The organism is Amycolatopsis sp. NPDC023774 (assembly GCF_040639695.1).
GTDB lineage: Bacteria > Actinomycetota > Actinomycetes > Mycobacteriales > Pseudonocardiaceae > Amycolatopsis.
This window is the reverse complement of the sequence record NZ_JBFAAJ010000025.1, coordinates 83,931-104,618: the sequence shown is the minus strand read 5'-3', so window position 1 is coordinate 104,618 and position 20,688 is coordinate 83,931. Positions and strand designations below refer to the sequence as shown.

The 20,688-nt window shown below is 69.9% G+C and carries 18 protein-coding genes; 11 read left to right on the top strand and 7 right to left on the bottom strand.

Translation table 11 applies throughout. The annotated features are described in order from the left end of the window. Positions 1–59: 59 nt before the first annotated feature. Positions 60–1,484: a type I glutamate--ammonia ligase gene (gene glnA / locus AB0F91_RS35740; protein ID WP_360604893.1), complete on the bottom strand. Its 1,425-nt coding sequence runs from the start codon at positions 1,482–1,484 to the stop codon at positions 60–62. A 175-nt stretch (positions 1,485–1,659) separates the two neighbouring features. On the opposite strand from glnA, the gene AB0F91_RS35735 reads away from it, so the two are divergent. Then, entirely contained in the window at positions 1,660–2,145 is a 486-nt protein-coding gene (locus AB0F91_RS35735) for an RDD family protein (RefSeq protein ID WP_360604891.1), read from the top strand. A 70-nt stretch (positions 2,146–2,215) separates the two neighbouring features. On the opposite strand, the gene AB0F91_RS35730 is transcribed toward AB0F91_RS35735, so the two are convergent. Further along, positions 2,216–2,944 (bottom strand): DUF4191 domain-containing protein, encoded by a 729-nt coding sequence (locus AB0F91_RS35730; protein ID WP_360604889.1) that lies wholly within the window; start codon positions 2,942–2,944, stop codon positions 2,216–2,218. Between the two features lie 64 nt (positions 2,945–3,008). Between AB0F91_RS35730 and AB0F91_RS35725 the strand changes: the two genes are divergently transcribed. The 7 genes from AB0F91_RS35725 to AB0F91_RS35695 all read left to right on the top strand — a co-directional run bounded on the left by AB0F91_RS35725 (position 3,009) and on the right by AB0F91_RS35695 (position 8,212). Then, entirely contained in the window at positions 3,009–5,102 is a 2,094-nt protein-coding gene (locus AB0F91_RS35725) for an ATP-dependent DNA helicase UvrD2 (RefSeq protein ID WP_360604887.1), read from the top strand. Positions 5,103–5,291: 189 nt separating this feature from the next. Then, complete coding sequence (locus AB0F91_RS35720; RefSeq protein ID WP_360604885.1) at positions 5,292–5,573, top strand: hypothetical protein; 282 nt, start codon at positions 5,292–5,294, stop codon at positions 5,571–5,573. A gap of 153 nt (positions 5,574–5,726) precedes the next feature. Next, on the top strand, positions 5,727–6,071 hold the full coding sequence (locus AB0F91_RS35715; protein ID WP_360604883.1) for a WhiB family transcriptional regulator: 345 nt from the start codon (positions 5,727–5,729) through the stop codon (positions 6,069–6,071). Further along, positions 6,068–6,325, top strand: coding sequence for a hypothetical protein (locus AB0F91_RS35710; protein WP_360604881.1), 258 nt, complete (start codon positions 6,068–6,070; stop codon positions 6,323–6,325). Before AB0F91_RS35715 ends, AB0F91_RS35710 begins: the two co-directional genes overlap by 4 nt. Positions 6,326–6,612: 287 nt before the next feature. After that, positions 6,613–7,002 (top strand): Na+/H+ antiporter NhaA, encoded by a 390-nt coding sequence (locus AB0F91_RS35705; protein ID WP_360604879.1) that lies wholly within the window; start codon positions 6,613–6,615, stop codon positions 7,000–7,002. 29 nt (positions 7,003–7,031) lie between these two features. Next, positions 7,032–8,033 carry a class I SAM-dependent methyltransferase gene (locus AB0F91_RS35700; protein WP_360604877.1) on the top strand — a complete coding sequence of 334 codons (1,002 nt, stop codon included), beginning with the start codon at positions 7,032–7,034 and terminating at the stop codon, positions 8,031–8,033. Then, on the top strand, positions 8,030–8,212 hold the full coding sequence (locus AB0F91_RS35695; RefSeq protein WP_360604875.1) for a hypothetical protein: 183 nt from the start codon (positions 8,030–8,032) through the stop codon (positions 8,210–8,212). Before AB0F91_RS35700 ends, AB0F91_RS35695 begins: the two co-directional genes overlap by 4 nt. A 751-nt stretch (positions 8,213–8,963) precedes the next feature. Here AB0F91_RS35695 and AB0F91_RS35690 read toward each other — a convergent pair. From AB0F91_RS35690 to AB0F91_RS35680, 3 genes are all read right to left on the bottom strand, one after another. Continuing rightward, positions 8,964–9,842 carry a hypothetical protein gene (locus tag AB0F91_RS35690; RefSeq protein WP_360604873.1) on the bottom strand — a complete coding sequence of 293 codons (879 nt, stop codon included), beginning with the start codon at positions 9,840–9,842 and terminating at the stop codon, positions 8,964–8,966. A 102-nt stretch (positions 9,843–9,944) separates the two neighbouring features. After that, positions 9,945–11,276, bottom strand: a complete 1,332-nt coding sequence (locus tag AB0F91_RS35685; protein ID WP_360604871.1) for an AarF/ABC1/UbiB kinase family protein — start codon at positions 11,274–11,276, stop codon at positions 9,945–9,947. Positions 11,277–11,330: 54 nt separating this feature from the next. Next, on the bottom strand, positions 11,331–12,368 hold the full coding sequence (locus tag AB0F91_RS35680; RefSeq protein WP_360604869.1) for a hypothetical protein: 1,038 nt from the start codon (positions 12,366–12,368) through the stop codon (positions 11,331–11,333). Between the two features lie 221 nt (positions 12,369–12,589). On the opposite strand from AB0F91_RS35680, the gene AB0F91_RS35675 reads away from it, so the two are divergent. Beyond that, complete coding sequence (locus AB0F91_RS35675; RefSeq protein WP_360604867.1) at positions 12,590–13,102, top strand: M48 family metallopeptidase; 513 nt, start codon at positions 12,590–12,592, stop codon at positions 13,100–13,102. A gap of 1,071 nt (positions 13,103–14,173) precedes the next feature. Here AB0F91_RS35675 and AB0F91_RS35670 read toward each other — a convergent pair. Further along, positions 14,174–15,604 carry a zinc-dependent metalloprotease gene (locus AB0F91_RS35670; protein WP_360604865.1) on the bottom strand — a complete coding sequence of 477 codons (1,431 nt, stop codon included), beginning with the start codon at positions 15,602–15,604 and terminating at the stop codon, positions 14,174–14,176. An 89-nt stretch (positions 15,605–15,693) separates the two neighbouring features. Here AB0F91_RS35670 and AB0F91_RS35665 point away from each other — a divergent pair, with 89 nt between their 5' ends. Then, positions 15,694–16,815 carry a PDZ domain-containing protein gene (locus tag AB0F91_RS35665; RefSeq protein ID WP_360604863.1) on the top strand — a complete coding sequence of 374 codons (1,122 nt, stop codon included), beginning with the start codon at positions 15,694–15,696 and terminating at the stop codon, positions 16,813–16,815. Positions 16,816–16,899: 84 nt separating this feature from the next. On the opposite strand, the gene AB0F91_RS35660 is transcribed toward AB0F91_RS35665, so the two are convergent. Next, positions 16,900–17,460: a PPA1309 family protein gene (locus AB0F91_RS35660; RefSeq protein ID WP_360604861.1), complete on the bottom strand. Its 561-nt coding sequence runs from the start codon at positions 17,458–17,460 to the stop codon at positions 16,900–16,902. 165 nt (positions 17,461–17,625) lie between these two features. Here AB0F91_RS35660 and AB0F91_RS35655 point away from each other — a divergent pair, with 165 nt between their 5' ends. Continuing rightward, on the top strand, positions 17,626–20,625 hold the full coding sequence (locus AB0F91_RS35655; RefSeq protein ID WP_360604921.1) for a UPF0182 family protein: 3,000 nt from the start codon (positions 17,626–17,628) through the stop codon (positions 20,623–20,625). Positions 20,626–20,688 lie beyond the last annotated feature (63 nt).

Here is a 20,688-nt window from a genome sequence, read left to right as displayed (position 1 = left end):
AGGTATTCCCTCGACCGCCGTCCCGCGTCTGACTCGGCCGTCAATTCACGGCCGGCCGATCACACGTCGTAGTAGAGCGCGAACTCGTACGGGTGCGGACGCAGCCGCAGCGGGTCGATTTCGTTTTCGCGCTTGTAGGAGATCCAGGTGTCGATCACGTCGGACGTGAAGACGCCGCCCTCGAGCAGGAAGTCATGGTCGGCTTCCAGGGTGTCGAGGACCGTGCCGAGGTCGCCGGGGACGAGCTTGACGTTCTTGGCCTCCTCGGGCGGGAGCTCGTAGAGGTCCTTGTCGATGGGCTCCGGCGGCTCGATCTTGTTCTTGATGCCGTCGAGGCCGGCCATCATCATCGCGGAGAAGGCCAGGTACGGGTTGCCCGACGAGTCCGGGCAGCGGAATTCGGCGCGCTTGGCCTTCGGGTTGTTGCCCGTGATGGGGATGCGGACACACGCCGAACGGTTTCGCTGCGAGTACACCAGTGAGACCGGTGCCTCGAAGCCCGGCACGAGGCGGTGGTACGAGTTCACGGTCGGGTTCGTGAAGGCCAGCAGGCTCGGCGCGTGCTTGAGCAGGCCGCCGATGTAGTGGCGCGCCGTGTCGGACAGGCCCGCGTAACCGGACTCGTCGTGGAACAGCGGCTGGCCGTCCTTCCACAGCGACTGGTGGCAGTGCATGCCCGAGCCGTTGTCGCCGGCGAGCGGCTTCGGCATGAACGTCGCGGTCTTGCCGGCGGCGAACACGGTGTTCTTCACGATGTACTTGAACAACTGCAGGTCGTCGGCAGCGTGCAGCAGCGTGTTGAACTTGTAGTTGATCTCCGTCTGGCCGGCGGTGCCCACCTCGTGGTGCGCGCGCTCGATCTCGAAGCCGGAGCCCTGCAGCTGGCGGACGATGTCGTCGCGCAGGTCGGCGAAGTGGTCGACCGGCGGGACGGGGAAGTAACCGCCCTTGAACTTCGTCTTGTAGCCCTGGTTGCCGCCGACCTCGTCAGCGCCGGTGTTCCACCAGCCCTCGACCGAGTCGATCTCGTGGAACGACGCGTGCTCGGCCGAGTCGAACCGCACGGAGTCGAAGATGTAGAACTCCGCCTCCGGGCCGAAGTACACGTTGTCGGCCACGCCGTACTCGGCGATGTACTGTTCGGCCTTGCGCGCGATGTTGCGCGGGTCGCGGCTGTAGGCCTCACGCGTGAACGGGTCGTGCACGAAGAAGTTCAGCGAGAGCGTCTTCGCCTTGCGGAACGGGTCGATGCGCGCGGTCTCGGGGTCCGGCAGCAGCAGCATGTCGGACTCGTGGATCGACTGGAAGCCGCGGACGGACGAGCCGTCGAAGGCCAGGCCTTCTTCGTAGGCTTCGAGGTCGAAGGCCTTCGCGGGCACCGTGAAGTGCTGCATCACGCCCGGCAGGTCGCAGAACCTGACGTCGATGGACTCCACCTTCTCGTCGGCGATCAGGCGCTGGATGTCGTCTGGAGTAGTGGGCACCCTCGGTGACTCCTTCTTCGATCGAGCTCGCTCGGCAGTACTCTCTTCGGCTCACGCTAAGAGTGCGGTGTTGCCCGACCGTCACCCGTATGTTTCACACACGTTAACGGGTGGCGTGACACGCGCCATCCGACCAGGGCAGATGTGGTGTGCGCCACCGGCATACCCTGGACGGGTGGCGAGATGGACGGGCGAATGGCTCCCCGGGACCGGCAGCGGACCGGGCTCGGAAAACCGAACCGCGTCGAAATGGCCCGGTGAAACGTTCGGTCTGCCCGAATCCGGCGTCGGCTCCGTCGCCGGCTTCGGTCCGCGCCTGCTGGCACTGGTCGTCGACCTGGTGCTCGCGGGCCTGATCACCACGCTGTTCGTGCGCTACGACCTGCAGGACGTCGCCGCGATGCAGACGTTCAACTGGTGGGCCGGCGTCGTCTGGGCCGTCATCACGACCGTCCCGGCGATGTTCTTCGGCTTCACCCCGGGCATGGGCGCCGTCGGCATCCGCGTCGCGCGCCTCGACGGCGCGACGATGGTCGGCCCGTGGCGCGCGGTGGTGCGGATGGTGCTGACCGTCGTGATCTTGCCCGCCCTCATCCGCAACACCGACGGCCGCAGCTGGCTCGACCGCGTGACCGGCACCGTCGTGATCCGGATGCGCTGACCGCAGACCCACGGAAAAGGCCTCCCACTCGGCGACGAGTCGGGAGGCCTTTTCCGTGGACCAGGCAAAGTCAGCGACGGCGGATCGTCCGCTGCACGTTGCGCATCTTCGCGCCGGCGGGCATCGGGCCCTTCGGCATGGCCGCGCCGCGGTTGCCGAGCGCCGCGAGCTTCGCCTCCAGCGCGTCGACCTGCGGCGGCTTGAGGTTGCGCGGCAGCTTCATCAGCGTGCTCTGCAGCTTCTTGAGCGGGATCTCGTTCTCGCCGTTGCCGATGGTGTAGTCGTAGATCGGGGTGTCGCCGATCAGGCGAGACACGCGCTTCTTCTCCTGCGAGAGCAGCGCCTTCACACGGTGCGGCGCGCCCTCGGCCACGAGGATCACGCCGGGCGCGCCGAGCACGCGGTGTACGGCGTCGAGCTGCGTGGTCGCGGCGACGGTCGGCGTCACGCGCCAGCTGCCGCGCATGTTCTCCAGCGCCCACGCGCCGGCGCCGGGCTGGCCGTCGGCCTTCGAGTACACGGTCTTCTGCACGCGGCGCCCGAAGATGATCACCGCGAGCAGCACGCCCAGCACGATGCCCAGCGGCAACAGCGCCCACTGCACGTTGAAGATGAACCCGACACCGAACAGGACGCCCGCGACGACCACGATCGAGCCGGCCATCCAAGGAATCAGCATCGGGTCTTCGCGGCGTTGCATCTTGAACGCCTCGAAGAGCTGCCCGCGCCGCGCCTTGCCGGCCGCGCGCTTCTCCTGCTTGGCCAGCTTGGCCGCTTCCTTGTCCTGCTTTCCCGCCATCTGACCAGGATACGGCCGCGTGCCCTGCCACGAATCCCTCGGCCCCCTCTGCGAGGATCGAGGGGTGGCAAGCGCATCGTCTCCGAAGAGTCGCCAGGGCCTGCTCGACGGGCTGGACCCCGAGCAACGAGCCGCCGCCTCCGCGCCGCGCGGGCCCGTCTGCGTTCTCGCCGGCGCCGGCACGGGCAAGACGCGCACGATCACGCACCGCATCGCGCACCTGGTCGGCGCAGGTCACGTCTCCGCCGGGCAAGTACTCGCCGTCACCTTCACCACGCGCGCGGCGGGCGAGATGCGCACGCGGCTGCGCGGTCTCGGCGTCGACGCCGCGCAAGCGCTCACCTTCCACGCCGCCGCGCGCCGGCAGCTGCGGTACTTCTGGCCGCGCGTGGTCGGCGACCGGCCGTGGGACCTCGTCGACAACAAGTTCCGGCTCGTGGCGCAGGCGGCCCAGCGCGCGCGGTTGAGCACGGAGACGGAGGTGCTGCGCGACCTAGCGAGCGAGATCGAGTGGAGCAAGGCCTCACTCGTGTCGCCCGACGACTACCCGGCCGTCGCCGCGCGCACGCAGCGCGACACCCCGGCCCCGGTGGCGCAGGTCGCGCAGGTCTACCGGTTGTACGAGGAGATCAAGAACTCGGCGCAGGTCCTCGACTTCGACGACCTCCTCCTGCACACCACCGCCGTGCTCGAAGAACACGAGGCCGTCGCCGTCGAGTTCCGCGACCGCTACCGCTGCTTCGTGGTCGACGAGTACCAGGACGTCACGCCGCTGCAGCAGCGCCTGCTCGACGCGTGGCTCGGCGGGCGCGACGACCTCACCGTCGTCGGCGACGCCAACCAGACCATCTACTCCTTCGGCGGCGCCTCGCCGCGGCCGCTGCTGGAGTTCACGCGGCGCTTCCCCGAGGCAACCGTCGTACGGCTCGAGCGCGACTACCGGTCGACGCCCGAGGTCGTCGGGCTCGCGAACCGGGTGATCGGCGCGGCGCGTGGGCGTCCGGCGGGGTCACGGCTGAAGCTCGTCGGCCAGCGGCCGCCGGGGCCCGAGCCGCGCTTCGCCGAGTACGAGGACGAGTCGGCCGAAGCGGCGGCGGTCGCGCGGCGCGCGCGCGAACTGCTCGACGGGGGAGTGTCGGCGAGCGAGATCGCCGTGCTGTTCCGCGTGAACGCGCAGTCGGAGGCCTATGAGCAGGCGCTGTCCGAGGCCGGCATCCCGTACCTCGTGCGCGGCGGCGAGCGGTTCTTCGCGCGCGCCGAGGTGCGGCAGGCGATGTCGGCGCTGCGCGTCGCGTCGAGTGACCCGACGTCGCTCGACCTGGTGACGGCGGTGCGGTCGGTGCTCGCGCGGGTGGGGCTCACCGAGCAGCCGCCGGCCGGCGGTGCGGCGAAGGAGCGGTGGGACGCGCTGCTCGCGCTGGTGGAGCTGGCCGAGGAGCTGGCGGCGAGCGTCGCCGACGCCGACCTGCCGCGGTTCGTCGCGGAGCTGGAGCAGCGCGCGGCGGCGCAGCATCCGCCGACGGTCGAGGGCGTCACGCTGGCGTCGCTGCACGCGGCGAAGGGCCTGGAGTGGGACGCGGTGTTCCTCGTCGGCCTGTCCGAGGGCACGATGCCGATCCTCCACGCGGGCGACGACGAAGCCGCGATCGAGGAAGAACGGCGGCTGTTCTACGTCGGCGTCACCCGGGCGCGGGAACACCTGTCACTCTCGTGGTCGCTGTCCCGCACGCCGGGTGGCCGCCGCAATCGCCGTCGCAGCCGGTTCCTCTACGGGCTGATCCCGGAGGACCACCCGGCTGCCCGCGTCGCGCGGTCGCAGCAGACGTCCTCGGCGCCGGGCTCGAAGGTGGCGCGCTGCCGGTTGTGCGGCGGGCCGCTGCTGCAGACGATCGAGGTGAAACTGGGGCGGTGCGCGAAGTGCCCGTCCACAGTGGATGAAGGGCTGCTGGAAAAGCTGAAGACGTGGCGAGGCGAGCGTTCGCGGGAGCTGAAGGTGCCGGCGTTCGTGGTGTTCACCGATGCGACACTCATGGCCATCGCCGAACAGCGACCGACCGACGACGGAGCACTCGTATCGATCTCCGGCATCGGCGCGACGAAGCTCGAGCGCTTCGGCGAAGAGGTCCTCAACGTGGTTCGCTCCTCGATGCGGTCTTGACCGCGTCCGCACCCTGATCGGTGCGGCGAACCCGCTGCTCGGAGGCGATCTTCGTAGCTTCGGAGAGTTTTCGGGAAAATAAGTTGCCCCGGTGTGCGAGGGGCAATAATCTGCTCCTACCCGGGTGGGAAGCCCCCGGTCTGGGGATCCATGTGACGCACGCCGCCTCGGGTGGCGAACGTTCGGACAGTGAAAGGTGGTGCCGGTGAAATGATCAGCAACATGATGCTCTCGAACCCTGGCGCCGGTCTGTCCGGCTGCGGTCTCACCCCCGCTTCGCGCCAGGGTACCGGTGTGTCCACGAGCGCCCACTTCGGCGGATTCCGTCGGATTGACGAGCGCACGTGGACCGCGGTTGAGGTCACCCTGGCCGACGCCGCCCTCGTTGGCGCGTACCCGCAGGTTGACGTCGATCTGCCGACCATCAAGCAGTTCCGTGTTCCGTTGTCGATACGGGAGCGAAGTTCCTGACCTAGTCAGGACACGAGGCTCACGAAGGCCGCGGAACCGGTAACCGGATCCGCGGCCTTCGTGTTTTTTTGGCTGCACAACCCCATGAGGAACAAGTTGTCCAGTTCGATCGACAGTCCCAAAACCACCGAAACGACAAGAAGGAGCACGGAAATGTCGTCCGCCATCGCCTTCGCCGAGGGGTTCGACCTCGGTATCGGCGACCTGCTCGACGGGGTCGCCGACCCCGAGTTCGACCTGCCCTGCCGTTCCCGCGACGCCGACCTCTGGTTCGCCGAGTCTCCCGCCGAGCTCGAGCGCGCCAAGGTCTTGTGCGCCGACTGCCCCGTCCGCGAGGCCTGCCTCGCGGGTGCTCTGGCCCGGCGCGAGCCGTGGGGTGTCTGGGGTGGCGAGATCTTCGAGCGCGGTGCCGTCATCGCGCGCAAGCGGCCCCGTGGCCGCCCGCGCAAGAACGCCGCCCTCGAGCCCGCCGCCGCCGCCCGGAGCGCCGCCGCATGACCGTCGAACTCATCACCATCCGCGACTACGAAGCGCGCACCCGCGAACCCGACCGCGCGCACCCGCTGCCCAAAAAGCTTGATACCCAGGAGACCAGCGAAATGTTGCTTCACGAAGAACTGTCCCGGGCCCGAATACGGGCCTTCCACCAAGAAACCCAAGCGCTCCGCCCCTGGCGTCGCGCCCGAGCCGCCCGCCGGTGGTCCCGCCTCGCCCGCTGGGCGGCGGACCGCTCGAGGCGGCTCGAGGACTGAGGGTCTTCGGGATCTTTGAGACTCTGAAGTGTTGAGGCTAGGAGATCTTCGAGGCTCCGGGGCTTGACGTCTTTCGAGTTGGCAGCCCTCCGAGGCTCTGACCTCGCGCCGCTGCGGTCCGTGAGATTTCTCCGGAGTCTCCGAGGACTCAAGGCGTTCGGTCCTTGGGGTTACTTCGGAGTCTCTGAGATCTTGGGCTTTCGAAGTCCGCGTTCCGTTGTCCGTGTGGAGGGCCGGTCACCCGTATGGTGGCCGGCCCTCCGGTCATTTCCGGTTTTCCGACACCGATGATCGTGGTGGCTCTGGGCTGGGCGAACCTAGCGCCGGGCGCGTACGACGCCGTGTGGAACCGGGTGCTGAGCGTGCGAATCGGCCCGCTGAGCGCCGCGCCGCCGGTGCGCGACCGGGTCAACAGCGGTCTGGGGACGCTGTTCTTTTCGGTGGTCGGGCTGGAGGCGCGGCGCGGTCTGTCGTCCCAGTGCCCGGCGGCTGTCACTGTGGCTGCGGTCGTTGCGCGGATTCCCGCCGGGGCCCGGCTCCGGCGGCGGAGTTTGTCGCCTCGACCGTTCGACCTGCGCAGCGTTGGCGCCATTGGCCGCAGGTCACCCGCCGACCACTTGGCGCTGTCCCTCCGGCATTTCCGTTCGACGGCCGCCGCCGGTTTGCCGGCTCGGTGACGGTGGGGCTTCGGGTGTTGAATGAGGTCGTGTCCGCTCATACGCACGACCACATCGACTGGGCCGACCGGCTGACTCAGCTCCGCACGGCCGACACCCTCGACACCGACGCCCTTTCGGCCATCGCCAGGCGGCTGGTCGCCGCCCTGCCCCCCGCCCCGACGATCGTCGACCTCGGCTGCGGCGCGGGCGGCATGAGCACCCACTTCGCCCGCGCCCTGGCCACCCGCGGCGGGGGCACCCTCGCGCTCGTCGACGCGACGCCGGAGCTGCTCGCCGAAGCCGAGAAGTCGGTTCGCGCAGCCGCCGACACCGCCTCGAATGCTCCCGGTGCGGCCGATGCGCAGGCCAAGCTCGGCGACCTTGCGGACACTGGTTCGGCCGGAAGCCGACCGGCGTCGGGCGGCCGCGCGGACGGTGGTTCGACCAATGCGACCTCCGGTGCCGTCGAGGTGCGAGCAGTGCGCGGTGACCTCGCGGATTCCGCGCTGCCGGGGGCGTTGCCGGCGGCGGATTTGGTGTGGGCGTCGCGCGTGGTGCACCACTTGCCGGACCAGCAGGCGGCCGTGGGGACGGTCGCGGCGGTCGCGAAGGCGGGCGGGTTGGTCGCGCTCGCGGAGGGTGGGCTCGATTTCCGTTGCCTGCCTTGGGATTTGGGCGTCGGCAGGCCCGGGCTCGAGGACCGGCTACTCGCCGCGCAGGCCGAGTGGTTCGTCGGCATGCGCGAGGGCATCGAGGGCGCCGTCGCGATGCCCTACGGCTGGTCCGTCGCGCTGGAGCGCGCCGGACTCACCGAAGTCGACTCCTTCGGCGCGCTCGTGCACCACCCCGCCCCGGGCCCGGCGGTGCTCGCGGACTACGTCGTCCACCGCGTCGCCCGCATCCTCGAGTTCGGCGGCGAGTACCTCACCCCGGACGACCGCGAAACCCTCGCCTCCCTCCTCGACCCGCACGGCCCCCACTACCTCGCCGCCCGCCGCGACCTCCACCTCACCGGCGCGAAGACCGTCCACTATGGACGACGCCCGTGACCGCCCCGGACCCCACCTGCTCCCGCTGCGGCCGCGCCCGCTGCGCCGAACCCGACCCGCTCGCCGCCCTGTCCTGGGTCTCCACCAAGGACAACGGCCGCGCCCAGTGGATCTGCGCAACCTGCGCCCGCGACCACGTCCGCGACATCGAAGCCAAACTGCCTGACGAGTACTGGTGACCCCTCGCGCGACTCTCACCGTCCTTTCGCTCGTTGTCCCGGCGCCGCAGACCGGGCCAGCCGTGCGCGCTTTGTCCGCCCGGACCTTCCGGGCGGCTCGTGGCAGGGCGCCTCATCGCCGCACGTGTTCATGCGGCGCGAGTCGCCGGCTCGCCCCTCACTTCGCTTAGCGACCGAGCGAGGCCAAATGCTTCACCCCGCCCCGGCATCGCGTGCGGAGGCGGCTTCGTCGCCGTGAGTACCAGCCGTTCGGCACGCGCTTGTCCGTGGGCTTGCAACGATGTCCCAACTCACGTCGCGGGTGGACGCTGGGCACCGGTCGTTCAGTCCGCGCTTGTCTGCGGCCTGGCTGGTGGGCTTGCATTGCTGTCAACCCCAGGTCGCGGGTGGAGTCGGCTTCGTTGTCGTGGGCACCGGTCGTTCGGTCCGCGCTTGTCTGCGGCCTGGCTGGTGGGCTTGCATTGCTGTCCCAAGCCACGCCGCCGAGGGGGCGGCTTCGCGGCTTTCCCGCCGTGGGCAGCCGTTCGGCCCGCGCTCGCCCAGCGGCCCGGGAGCCCGTCCCAGGCCTTTGCACTGACGTCTCCGTCCGGTCCTTCCAGGATGGCCGGCGATGGGCAGTCCGGCTCCGCCAGCGCGCTCGCGGTGTCGGCCTACCCGTGCTTTGAGGGGAGGCTCGGTACGGCCCTCGCTCCGTGCGAGCCTCCGGCAATGCCCGCGCGGCCAGCCGGCCGCCGTGGGGCTCACCCTGGCGTCATGCCGCTGTCTCCCGGCGGTGCACGGCGCGGACTTTCGGGCGGGGAGTGCGGGCGGCCTGGGTGTAGGCGCGGACCAGTTCGTGGGTGACGTCGGCCGGGGTGTCGTTGAGCTGGCGGGGCGTGCAGCGCACGAGGACGGTGCCGGTGGCGGTCAGGGCCAGGTGGCTGAAATCGGTGGGGCCGGCGGCGGTGCGGTAGCGCCAGGCCAGGCCGACCTGGTCCCACCAGGCGTCGGCGATGCCGATGCGGCGGCCGCGCAGGTCGCAGATCTGCGTGAAGGTTTCGCGGTCGTCGAGGGAGCGCAGCACGGCTCGAACCGCCGAGGAGCCGCGTTGGTTGCCGGCGTCGAGCTCGGCCAGCAGTTCGGTGCGGTCGCACAAGCCCCAGAACAGCGGGAGCGTCGTCAGGCGTTCGACGGCCTTCGGGTCGCTCTCCCGGCGCGCCAGGTCCAGGGCGGCGCGCGGGGCACCGGCGTAGGGGAGGCCGTCGATGATCACGGGCTCGGGCATGCGGGCGGTGCGGTAGGTGAGGACGCCGGGTTCGGAACCTGGGCGGCGGTAGTGTGGCAGGAGCAGGTGGATCTCGTTCGTGAGCGGGTGGGTGACGCCGTGCGCACGCAGCGCGTCGGTGCCCGTGATGACGGCGCCGGGGCCGTAGCGTGCGATTGCGGCGTGCAGCAGCTGTAATCGGGACGGCGGTTTGTCCTGGATCACGAACACGCCCGGGTACACGCGGCGCCACGGCCCGCCCGGACGCGCCAGCCTGGCGGCTCTTCGGGCCGAGATCCCGGCGTTGCGCAGCTTCTTGAGGTCGATCACGCCGGCCGACGTGGAGTCACGGTGAGCCACGTCAAGGATGCTTGCGGTAGTCGTCATGGTTCGAGGATGACCGCTCGGCCATCCGAGTGGAACCGGCTTCCCGGATCTGTGGATAACTCCGTGAAACAGGCCTCTGGCACCGCGGGGCCTGTGGACAACTCAGCGGGCGAAACCGGGCTGCCAGCGCTCCACGATGCCGCGCGCCGGGACCTCCGCGTCGAGTTGGCACAGGATGCCCGTGGAACCCGCCGTGACGCGGTGGATCATCAGGTACTCCGGCGGCAGGTTCAGCGACCGGCCGACGCGGAAGTCGCTGCCGCGGGTGTCACCGACGCGGCCGGCTTGGCGCTGCATCCAGCGGCGCGTGAAGTGGAACGTCGGAGTGGCCAGCGGTTCCGTGAACGGCGCGAGGTACGCCAGCACCTCGTCGGCGGCGAGGTCGGAGTCGGTGCGGACGAAGCCGTTCTCGCGCAGGAGCCGCATGAGGTCGTCGGACTCGCCGTCGAGGGCCAGGCGCGTCATCTCGCCGAGGTGGCGCGGGATGCCGTTGGGCAGCTTCGCGACGCCGCCGAAGTCGAGCACGCACAGGCGGCCGTCGTCGGTGACCATGAAGTTGCCGGGGTGCGGGTCGGAGTGCAGCAGGTGCGCCCGGGCCGGCGACGAGTAGTGGAACTCCATCAGCAGCCGGCCGGCGAGGTTGCGCGTCTCCTGGTCGCCGCCCGCGATGACCTTGGACAGCGGTGTGCCCGTGACCCACTCGGTCACCACGACCTTCGGCGCGCTCGCCACCACGCGCGGGATCAGGAACGCGGGGTCGCCCTCGAACGCCTTCACGAACGCGCGCTGGTTGTCGGCCTCGTTGAGGTAGTCGAGCTCCTCGTCCATGCGGTCGGCGAGTTCCGCCATCAGCGGCTTCACGTCGGTGCCGGGTACGAACGCCTGGAACAGCCTGCTGAACCGCTGCAGCTGCCGTAGGTCGGTGCGCAGCGCCTCGTCGGCCCCCGGGTACTGGACCTTCACGGCGACCTCGCGCCCGTCGTGCCAGGTCGCGCGGTGGACCTGGCCGATGCTGGCCGACGCCGCCGGGACGTCGTCGAAGTGCTTGAACCGGCCCTCCCACGAACGGCCGAGCTGCTGCGCCAGCACCCGGCGCGTCTGCTGCGCCGACATCGGCGGCGCGGCGGACTGCAGCTTGGTCAGCGCTTCGCGGTACGGCTTGGCCATGTCGTCCGGCACCGCGGCTTCGAAGACGCTCAGGGCCTGGCCGAACTTCATCGCGCCGCCCTTGAGCGTGCCCAGCACCTCGAACAGCTGCTCCGCCGCCTTCGCCGACAGCGTCGCGTTCACCTGTTCCGCGCTCTGGCCCGCGAGGCGCTTGCCCCATCCACCGACGGCTCGGCCGGCTATCCCGAGGGGAATGCTGGCGAGTTTCGCGGTGCGCGCCGCGCCTCGGCGCGGCATTGCGGATTCGCGGTCTGCGGAGTCGGTCACCCTCCGATTCTGCCTTGGTGACCTTGGTGGCCGCAGCCTGCCAGGGGGTGTGGGCTACGTCTCCGGTGGTGCTTCGGGCGCTCCGCAATCGCAGTCCGGGTGCGGTTCCCAGTAGCGATGACGCGAATGGCCTTCGAACGGATCGAGCTCCAGCGTGCTGTTCCACGTCGGCGGTGGCTCGGCGCTCGGCGACAGCACGCGCAGGGCCTGCGCGACGGCCAGCGAGGCACACGCCTGGACGGACCCGAGATCGGGCCGCTGGTCGACGTCCACGAGCTGGGTCGCGACACGCGGCCACGAGTCGTCGAGGTCGGTCTTGCTGAGGTCGCAGCAGCGCAACCAGGTGCTTCGCCCCGGTACGACGAGCGGGCCGACGAGGATCGTGCCGTCGCGGACACGGGCCGGCAGGTGGGTGACGCCGTCGTCGACCAGCTCCGCCACCAGCTCGGGGGCGGGCACGACGGCGTCGGTGAGCACCACGACGTCGGGCGCGCGCTGCAGGTTGCGGGCAGTGCTGACCTCGGGCGCGACGCGGGCCAGCACGTTCTGGGTGGCTTTGCGGCGCGAAAGGCCCAGCTCGGCGGTGGTGAAGCCCGAGCCGAGGTCGGCCTCGGTGACGACGCCGCCGGAGCGGATGTCGATGTGCCCCACCCCGGCGTTGGCCAGCAGCACGGCGACGGCCACGGCGATCCGGCCGTCGCCCCGGACAGCTACCAGGCTCTGGTGTCTTCGCTCGGTGAGCGCGGTCTGGTGATGGCGGGCGCGCAGGGACCAGAAGCCGGTCTCGACCCGCCTGGACGCGGGGCTCGGCGCTTCCGTGACGAGGCCCAGCGCGGTGAGCTGTTTGAGCAGAAGCCGCAGCTGGTCGCGGTGTTCGCTCTCGGCGAGCACCGCGTCGAGGCGGCGGCTGCCGTCGAGCCGGCGCACGAGCGCGACGACGCTCGGCGCCAGCCCGGTGGCCACCACGCCGTGGCGCGGGTCGAGGCCGATCTGGACTTCGTCGTTGCCGCGTTCGAGCACGTGGAGGCCCTGGAGCAGCGTCGGGTAGGCCGGGAGGAGAACGTTCGGCGGGGGAACGGTGGACAGCGTCATGATGATCAGCTTGATACTTCGTCGCCGACGGACCGGCTGCGAAGGGCGAGTTATCCACAGGCAGGGCGAGTTGTGGACAACTCGGGGCTGTGACCTTTCGACGCTCCCAAGTTGTCGGTCGGTGGCCTTACCGTTGTCGGGTGGTCGAAGCACGGATGCCCTCACTGCGGGGCCGGGGCGGAACGAACCCCCCGTCGGACACTCCTGAACACAAGGTCGAGGTGCGGCGCAGTGCGCGCCGGCACCGGACGGTCACCGCGTACTGGAAAGACGACACCCTGGTGGTGCTCATCCCGGCACGGATGACCCGCGCGGAAGAGAGGCACTGGGTCGCGGAGATGGAGCGCAAGCTGCAGCGCACCGAACCGCGAAAAGCAGCATCGCCGAAGTCCTCGGACGACGCGCTGCTGGCACGCTGCGCCGTACTGGCGGCGAAGTACGTGGATCCGCGGGCGATTCCCGCGAGCGTGCGCTGGGTGCCGCCCATGCGCACCCGCTGGGCCTCTTGCACGCCCGTCGACGCGACCATCCGCGTCAGCGACCGCCTGCGGCGCGTGCCGCCCTGGGTCCTGGACTACGTGCTGGTCCACGAGCTGGCCCACCTGCGCGAACCCGGGCACGACGCGGCGTTCTGGGCGCTGGTCAACCGGTACCCGAAGACGGAACGGGCGATCGGGTACTTGGAGGGGTTGTCGGCGGCGGCCGGGTGGGGGATTTCGGACGAGGACGACTGAGCGGAGCCGGCCCCTTGCGAGGGTTGAGGGCGGGTTGTCCCGGGTTCAGGGGCTGCGGCCCGTGAATGGGCGCGCAGTCGGTGAGGCTGGCGCTCCAGAGCGAGCTGAGGCGGTCGAGTGTTCGCGGCAAGGCTGGGCCGGTACGCAGGTCGGCCGTCTGCGGGCGGTGTTGGTCGAGCAGGCCGAATGGACCCGGGCCACATCGGCAGCGGACAACACTGCCGATGTGTTCAACTCGGGCTCGCCGGCGAGCAACTGGGGACCAAGGCCGACCCGCTGTCGTGCGAATGGCTCGGATTGAGCAGGAGCCACGGCACCGGCGCCTGAGCAAGGGGCTGTAGTGGCGGCCAGGGGTTGGTTCGCGGTGCTTCGCGGGCGGCTGGTGTCTCGTCGGGTGGTCGTGAGATTGGGGCGGCGCCACGACGGGGCCGGCCTGCACGGGGGCCCGGCTCGCCCGTTGGGGTGCTTCTCGGGCAGCTGGTGTCTCGCCGTGTGGTCGCGAGATTGGGGCCGATGGCATGGCAGGGGCCGGCCTGCACGGGGGGCCCGGCTCGCCCGTTGGAAGTGCTTCTCGGGCAGCCGGTATCTCGTCGTGCAGTCGAGAGGTCAGACCGGTGGCACGGCTGGGACCGGCCTGCAGGTTGAGCGCAGCCCGCGCGTTGGGGGTGTTTCGCGGGCGGCTGGTGTCTCGTCGGGTGGTCGCGAGATTGGGGCCGATGGCATGGCAGGGGCCGGCCTGCACGGGGGGGCCCGGCTCGCCCGTTGGGCGTGTTTCGCGGGCAGATGGTGTTTCGTCGTGCAGTCGCGAGATTGGATCGGTGGCACGGCGGGGGCCGGCCTGCACCGGGGGGCCCAGCCCGCCCGCTGCGGAGGTCTTGATCGACCCGGCCGAATGGATTCGTCCCCGTTCGGGGCACAGTCCGCCACCTGGCGGGGCCGTGCGAGAAGGCCCGCTCGGTGGCCGCGGCCGTCTCGCGTTGAAAGGCCGGCACGCCGAGTTGTTCAGAGTCCGGAAAGCAACCGGTCCTCCGTCGCGAAGGCGGCGGAGGACCGGGCCTGGACCGAATGGGATCAGGAGGTCGGGTGGTCGCCCTTGTCCTGGCTCGAGTCAGAGTCCGGCTTGGCGTCCGAACCCGAGCCCGACTCCGAATCTGAATCCGACGAAGACGCCGAAGACGCCGAAGCGGAGCCAGACTCAGCCGCCTCGCGCTTCTCCGTCTTTTCGAGCTCCGCGATCGGATCGAAGTCGTCGCCCAGGACCGGGGTGTCGCTGAGGCGGTCGGCGAAATCCAGGGGCTCGTCGAGGTCCTCGGCGGTCGGCATGAGGTCCGGGTGGGACCAGAGGCCGTCGCGCTTGTCGATGCCGTGGCGGTCGCCCACGAGTTTCCACAGGGACGACGCCGCGCGCATGCGGCGGGGGCGCAGTTCGAGGCCCACGAGGGTCGCGAAGGTCTGCTCGGCGGGGCCGCCCGTCGCGCGGCGGCGGCGGAGCGTCTCGCGCAGCGCGCCGGCGCCGGGCAGGCGGTCGCCGATGGCCTCGGCGACCACGACGTCCACCCAGCCCTCGACCAGGGCGAGCAGGGTTTCGAGCCGCTTCAGCGCCGACTCCTGCTCGGGCGTGGTCTTCGGCTCCAACAGCCCGGACGACATGGCCTCTTCGATGCTCGCCGGGTTCGACGGGTCGATCTGGCCCGCCAGCGACTCCAGCGCGGACGTGTCGACGGTGATCCCGCGCGCGAACTCCTCCACGGTCGCCAGCAGCCGCTGCCGCAGCCACGGGACGTGGGCGAACAGGCGCTGGTGCGCGGCTTCGCGCGCGGCGAGGAACACGAGCACTTCGCTGCTGGGGACCTCGAGCCCCTCGGTGAACTTCTCGATGTTCGCGGGCAGCAGCGCCGACGTGTTGGCCGGGCCCAGCGGCAGGCCGACCTCCGTGGACGTCAGCACCTCCTGGGCCAGCTGCGCGAGCGCGTTGCCGAGCTGCGAGCCGAAGGCCATCCCGCCCATCTGCCCCATCATGGACAGCAGCGGCCCGGCGGCCTGCTTGGCCTCCTCGGGCAGCGCCTGCATCCACGCGCCGGACACCTGTTGCGCGACCGGGTCGCAGAGCCGCTGCCACGTGGGCAACGTCTTCTCCACCCACGTGCGCGCGGACCACGCGACGGTGGTGTTTGCGCCGGCAGGCAGGATCGTCGCCGCGTCGAGCCACAGCTCCGCCAGGTGCGCGGCGTCGCGCACGGCCGTGGACGAGTCTCCAGTCCCCGACGCGAAGCCGATCTTGCCGTCGTCGCTGCCGCTCAGGTTCTGAAGCGCGATCTGTTTCGCCAGGTCGTAGTTCACCGGCCCGCTCGACGAGCCCGCCTGGCTGAGCATCTGGCCCAGCTGGCTCAGCATCTGCCCGAGCTGGTTGAACGCCTCCGCGCCTGACGGCTGCTCCGAGGGGTCGTTGTCGCCTCGTCTGTCGGGATCGGGCGGTCCGAAACCGAACGGGGGTTTGCTCATACGTCCACCGTACGCGGGTAGGGTCTCTCCCAGCGCGTCAACCATGGCCTTCACCGGGAAGCGAACACGGTCACCGTACGCTGTCGCTCGTGACCAAACCCGACGAGGAGACCGCGACCGCGAGCAGCCGGACCGAGCCGTCGAGGGAACCGGCGCGCGATGAGCGCCGCTTGACCCGCCGCGGCTGGACCCTGCTGGTCAGCGGCGCGCTGTTCCTGGTGTTCGTCGTAGCCGGTTTCCTGGTCCAGGTGCCGTACGTGGCCATCAGTCCGGGCCCGACGTACGACACGCTCGGTCGCGACGCCGCGGGCAACGAGGTCGTCCAGGTCAAGGGCCACGAGACGTACCAGGCCAACGGCGAGCTGCGCATGACCACCGTGTCGCTCAACGACGGGATTAACCTCTTCACCGCGCTCGGCCTCTGGGCCAGTGGCCGCTACGCGCTCGCGCCGCGCGAGGAGTACTACCGCCCCGGCGAGACCAACGAGCAGGTCAAGCAGGAGAACATCCAGCAGCTGCAGGACTCCCAGAGCAACGCCCAAGTCGCCGCCCTGCGCCACCTCGGCTACCCCGTGGAGGTCCTCGCCAAGGAGATCGTATCTGGCAGCCCCGCCGACCACGTGCTCGCGCCCGGCGACAAGCTCGTCACCGTCAACGGCACGAAGGTCACCGAAGCCGCCGACGTCGCCAAGGCCCTCACCAACACCAAGCCCGGCCAGACGGTGCAGATCACCTTCCAGGCCGACGGCCAGCCCGAACGCACCGTGCCGATCACCCTTGCCAAGCGCGACGACCGCACGCAGGGCTTCATGGGCCTCACGGCCGTCGACCACGCGCTCGCGCCGTTCAACGTCAACATCTCGCTACAGGACGTCGGCGGCCCCTCGGCCGGCCTGATGTTCACGCTGGCGATCATCGACCGCCTCGCCCCGCCCGGAAAGCCGGACAACAACCTGGCCGGCGGCCGGCACATCGCGGGCACCGGCGAGATGACCGAGACGGGAGAGGTCGGCCCGATCGGCGGCATCTCGTTCAAGGTCGTCGGCGCGCGCGAGGCCGGGGCGACCGACTTCCTCGTGCCGGCGCACAACTGCGCCGAGGCGAAGTCGGCCGTGCCGGACGGGCTGAACCTGATCAAGGTGTCCACTCTGGACGATGCGCTCACCCAGCTCCGGAACCTCAAGGCCGGCCGGCCCACGGCCCACTGCTGAGGAAGCAGAAGTGCCCGTACCAGTCCTGAACCGGAGGCCCCCACGAGGCGGCCTCCGGCTCGACGGGGCTCAGGGCAGGAAAGCTCAGGGCAGGAAGGTCGTCTTCAACGCCTCGAGCAGGTTCGGCGCGAGGTCGGGGCTCTCCACGATCTCGTCGACGGCGTCCGCGTCGGCCGAAGCGTCGTCGGGCCGCGTCCCGCGCAGCCGCATCACACAGGCCACGTCACCCTCGCGCAGCACCGCCGCCACGAGCCGCGCCTCCGTGCGGCGCGGGTGGTCGGCGGCCGCGCGGCGCAGGCGCTCGGCGTCGGCCTCCGCGACGCCTTCGAGCTCCGCCTCGACGTCGGGCGGCAGCACGATGATCTCCTGCGCGAGCGCGCAGCCCACCACGATCTCGGGCCAGGCGATCCGGCCGAGCGACTCGGCGAGGTCACCTTCTGGCAACGCTTCTTGCGCCACGGGGGTCAGCGGGTTCGCGCGGTCGAGCTGGCCGGCCAGCTCGGGCTGCTCGTCGAGCAGGGCCGCGGTGGGCACCAGCGCGAACAGCTGCGGAGGCTGGTCCCAGCCCGCGGACGCGACGAACTCTTCGACTTCCCGGGCCAGGCCGGCGACGGGGTTGGCGGCGGGCGGCTCACTCGGCTGCATGGCGACATCGTCGCAGGCCGGTCCCTGCGCCGTCGTGCGACGTCCGATTCGGGCGGTCCCGGGAACTCGGGCACCCATCCGTAGAGTTAGACCGTCAGGGGACGCCGCCGTCCCCGCGAACGTGTTCACGAAGACAGGAGCGTTGCCGTGGCGACTCGGCCCCCCGTGAGCCTGAAGCTGTCCCGCCGCAGCCGGATCCTCCTCATCATCGCCGCGGTGATCGTGCTGGCGCTGCTGCTGGGTGTCAGGCTGCTGGACACCTACGTCGACTGGCTGTGGTTCGGCGAGGTGCACGCGCGCTCGGTGTTCACCACGGAAATCCTCACGCGGATAGTCCTCTTCGTGGCCGTCGGATTGCTCGTGGGCGGCTCGCTCGCGCTCAGCCTCACCATCGCCTACCGCACGCGTCCGGTGTTCGTGCCCGTCTCGGGCAGCGACGACCCGCTCTCGCGCTACCGCTCGATGATCGTGAGCCGCATCCGGCTGTTCGGCATCGGCATCCCGCTGATCACCGGGCTCATCTCCGGCGCGTCCGCGATGGGCGACTGGCAGACGATCCAGCTGTTCCTCAACGGCACGTCGTTCGGCCAGAAAGACCCGCAGTTCGGGCTCGACATCGGCTTTTACGCGTTCACCCTGCCGTTCGTGAACTGGCTGCTCGGCTGGCTGTTCGTCACGGTCGTGGTCTCGTTCTTCGGCGCGCTGATCGCCCACTACATCTTCGGCGGCATCCGCCTTGCCGGCCGCGGCGGCCAGCTGGCCGGCCCGACGCGTGCGCAGCTCGCCATCACCGTCGGCATCTTCGTGCTGCTAAAGGCGGTCGAGTACTTCTTCGACCGGTACAACCTGCTTCTGTCCGATCGCGACATGCCGCTGTTCAACGGCGCCACCTACACCGACCTCAACGCGGTGCTACCGGCGAAGCTGATCCTGCTGTGCATCTCGGTGATCTGTGCGATCGCGTTCTTCGCCGGAGCGTTCCTGCGCAACCTGCAGCTGCCGGCGATCGCGCTCGTGCTGCTGATCCTGTCGGGCGTTCTGGTGGGCGTCGCGTGGCCCGCGATCCTCGACCAGTTCTCGGTGAAGCCGAACGCGAACGACAAGGAAGCCACGTCGATCCAGCGCAACATGGACGCGACGCGCGCGGCGTTCGGGCTGCAGAACGTGCAATACGAGGACTACAAGGGCAGCAACCAGGCGAGCCAGGACCAGGTGAAAGCCGACGCGGGCACCGTGTCCAACATTCGGCTGCTCGACCCGAACGTGCTTTCCGACACCTACACCCAGCTCGCCGGCGGTCAGAACTACTACGGCTTCCCGGCGAAGCTCGACATCGACCGCTACACCGTCAACGGCTCCACGCAGGACTACATCGTGGCCGCCAAGGAGATCAAGACCGACGGGCTCACGGGCAACCAGACCAACTGGATCACCAAGCACCTCGTGTACACCCACGGCAACGGCTTCGTCGCCGCGCCGGCGAACACGATCAACCGCGCCGTCACGGACGTGTCCGACACGAGCAGCGCCGGTTACCCGCTCATCGGCACCAGCGACACGAAGAACCCCACCGGCGCCGGCTCGGCCGGCGGCAAGCCCGGCATCAAGGTCGACCAGCCGCGCATCTACTACGGCGAGCTGGCCGACCAGAACGACTACGCGATCGTCGGCGGCACCCCCGGCAAGGCCCCGGGCGAGTCCGACTCCCCGGACCAGAAGAACTACTACTACAACGGCACGGGCGGCGTTCCGCTCGACAACTGGTTCAACAGGCTCGCCTTCGCGGCCAATTACGGCGAGCGCAACATCCTCTTCTCCGACGCCATCGGCGACGGCTCGAAGATCATGTACAACCGCACCCCGCGCGACCGGGTCAGCAAGGTCGCGCCGTGGCTGACGCTCGACGGCGACCCGTACCCGGCGGTCGTCAACGGCAAGATCGTGTGGATCGTCGACGGGTACACCACGCTCAACAACTACCCGTACTCCCAGCAGACGCAGCTCGGCGATGCCACCAACGACTCGCTCAACGGCGTCACGCGCCAGGCCAACAACTCGATCAACTACATCCGCAACTCGGTGAAGGCGACCGTCGACGCGTTCGACGGCACGGTCACCCTGTACTCGATCGACGACAAGGAACCCGTGCTCAACGCGTGGGAGAAGGTGTTCCCGGGCCTCGTGAAGCCGAGCGCCGAGATCCCGCCGGACCTGCGCGCGCACTTCCGCTACCCCGAAGATCTCTTCAAGGTCCAGCGTGAGCTGCTCGCCCGGTACCACGTGGACAACCCGCAGCAGTTCTACGCGCAGCAGTCGTTCTGGAGCGTCCCGCAGGACCCGACGGAAGACGGCAGCGCGACCACGGCGGCGGCGAACGTCGCCAACCAACCCGGTTATTACGTGCTCGCCGACGCAGCGGGTGAAGGCACGCCGACGTTCCAGCTGACGAGCGGGCTCACCGGTCTGCAACGGCAGTACCTCGCGTCGTGGATGTCGGTGTCATCCGACCCCCGGGACTACGGCACCATTCGCGTACTCCGACTACCCACGGTCACCGGCGCGAACCAAGTCGACGGGCCGGTGCAGGTGCAGAACAAGTTCCAAAGTGACCCACAGGTCGCTTCGGACCGGACACTGCTCAACAACCCCAACGTGATTCCCATTTACGGCAACATGATCACGTTGCCGGTCGCCGACGGGTTCCTCTACGTCGAGCCGGTGTACATCAGACAGCGCAACCAGCTGAGTTACCCGCAGCTGGCACGCGTACTGGTGTCGTTCGGCTCGAAGGTCGGCTACGCGCCGACGTTGAACGAGGCACTGGACCAGGTGTTCGGCAAGGGCACCGGCGCCGCGGCGACCACTCCGGTCGAAGGGGCACCACCGTCTTCGTCGACCCCGCCGACATCACCGTCGGCACCCACATCGCCGACCACGCCGACCACCCCGCCGGCCAACTCGGGCGGCTCCAACCCGGCACTCGACAAGGCGGTGACCGACATCCAGTCGGCGCTGGCGAAGCTGAAGGCCGCGCAGCAGTCGGGCAACTTCGCAGACCAAGGCGCCGCGCTCCAGGCCCTCGACGCCGCGGCGAAGGCCTACGAGAACGCCAAAAACCCCACCCCGCCATCCGGCAGCGGCGCCCCGCAGCAACCCGGCGGGTGACCTCGCGCACGGTAGTGGCACCTGCTTTGCACCTGGCTGAAACCCAGGCGTAAGGTAGGTGTC

Bases quoted from the DNA above. Each gene is read 5' to 3' on its own strand.
- AB0F91_RS35660 (WP_360604861.1), bottom strand. From the start codon at position 17,460: ATGCAGCCGAGTGAGCCGCCCGCCGCCAACCCCGTCGCCGGCCTGGCC.
- AB0F91_RS35705 (WP_360604879.1), top strand. From the start codon at position 6,613: ATGATCGTGGTGGCTCTGGGCTGGGCGAACCTAGCGCCGGGCGCGTAC.
- AB0F91_RS35670 (WP_360604865.1), bottom strand. From the start codon at position 15,604: ATGAGCAAACCCCCGTTCGGTTTCGGACCGCCCGATCCCGACAGACGA.
- AB0F91_RS35680 (WP_360604869.1), bottom strand. From the start codon at position 12,368: ATGACGCTGTCCACCGTTCCCCCGCCGAACGTTCTCCTCCCGGCCTAC.
- AB0F91_RS35730 (WP_360604889.1), bottom strand. From the start codon at position 2,944: ATGGCGGGAAAGCAGGACAAGGAAGCGGCCAAGCTGGCCAAGCAGGAG.
- AB0F91_RS35715 (WP_360604883.1), top strand. From the start codon at position 5,727: ATGTCGTCCGCCATCGCCTTCGCCGAGGGGTTCGACCTCGGTATCGGC.
- AB0F91_RS35710 (WP_360604881.1), top strand. From the start codon at position 6,068: ATGACCGTCGAACTCATCACCATCCGCGACTACGAAGCGCGCACCCGC.
- AB0F91_RS35690 (WP_360604873.1), bottom strand. From the start codon at position 9,842: ATGACGACTACCGCAAGCATCCTTGACGTGGCTCACCGTGACTCCACG.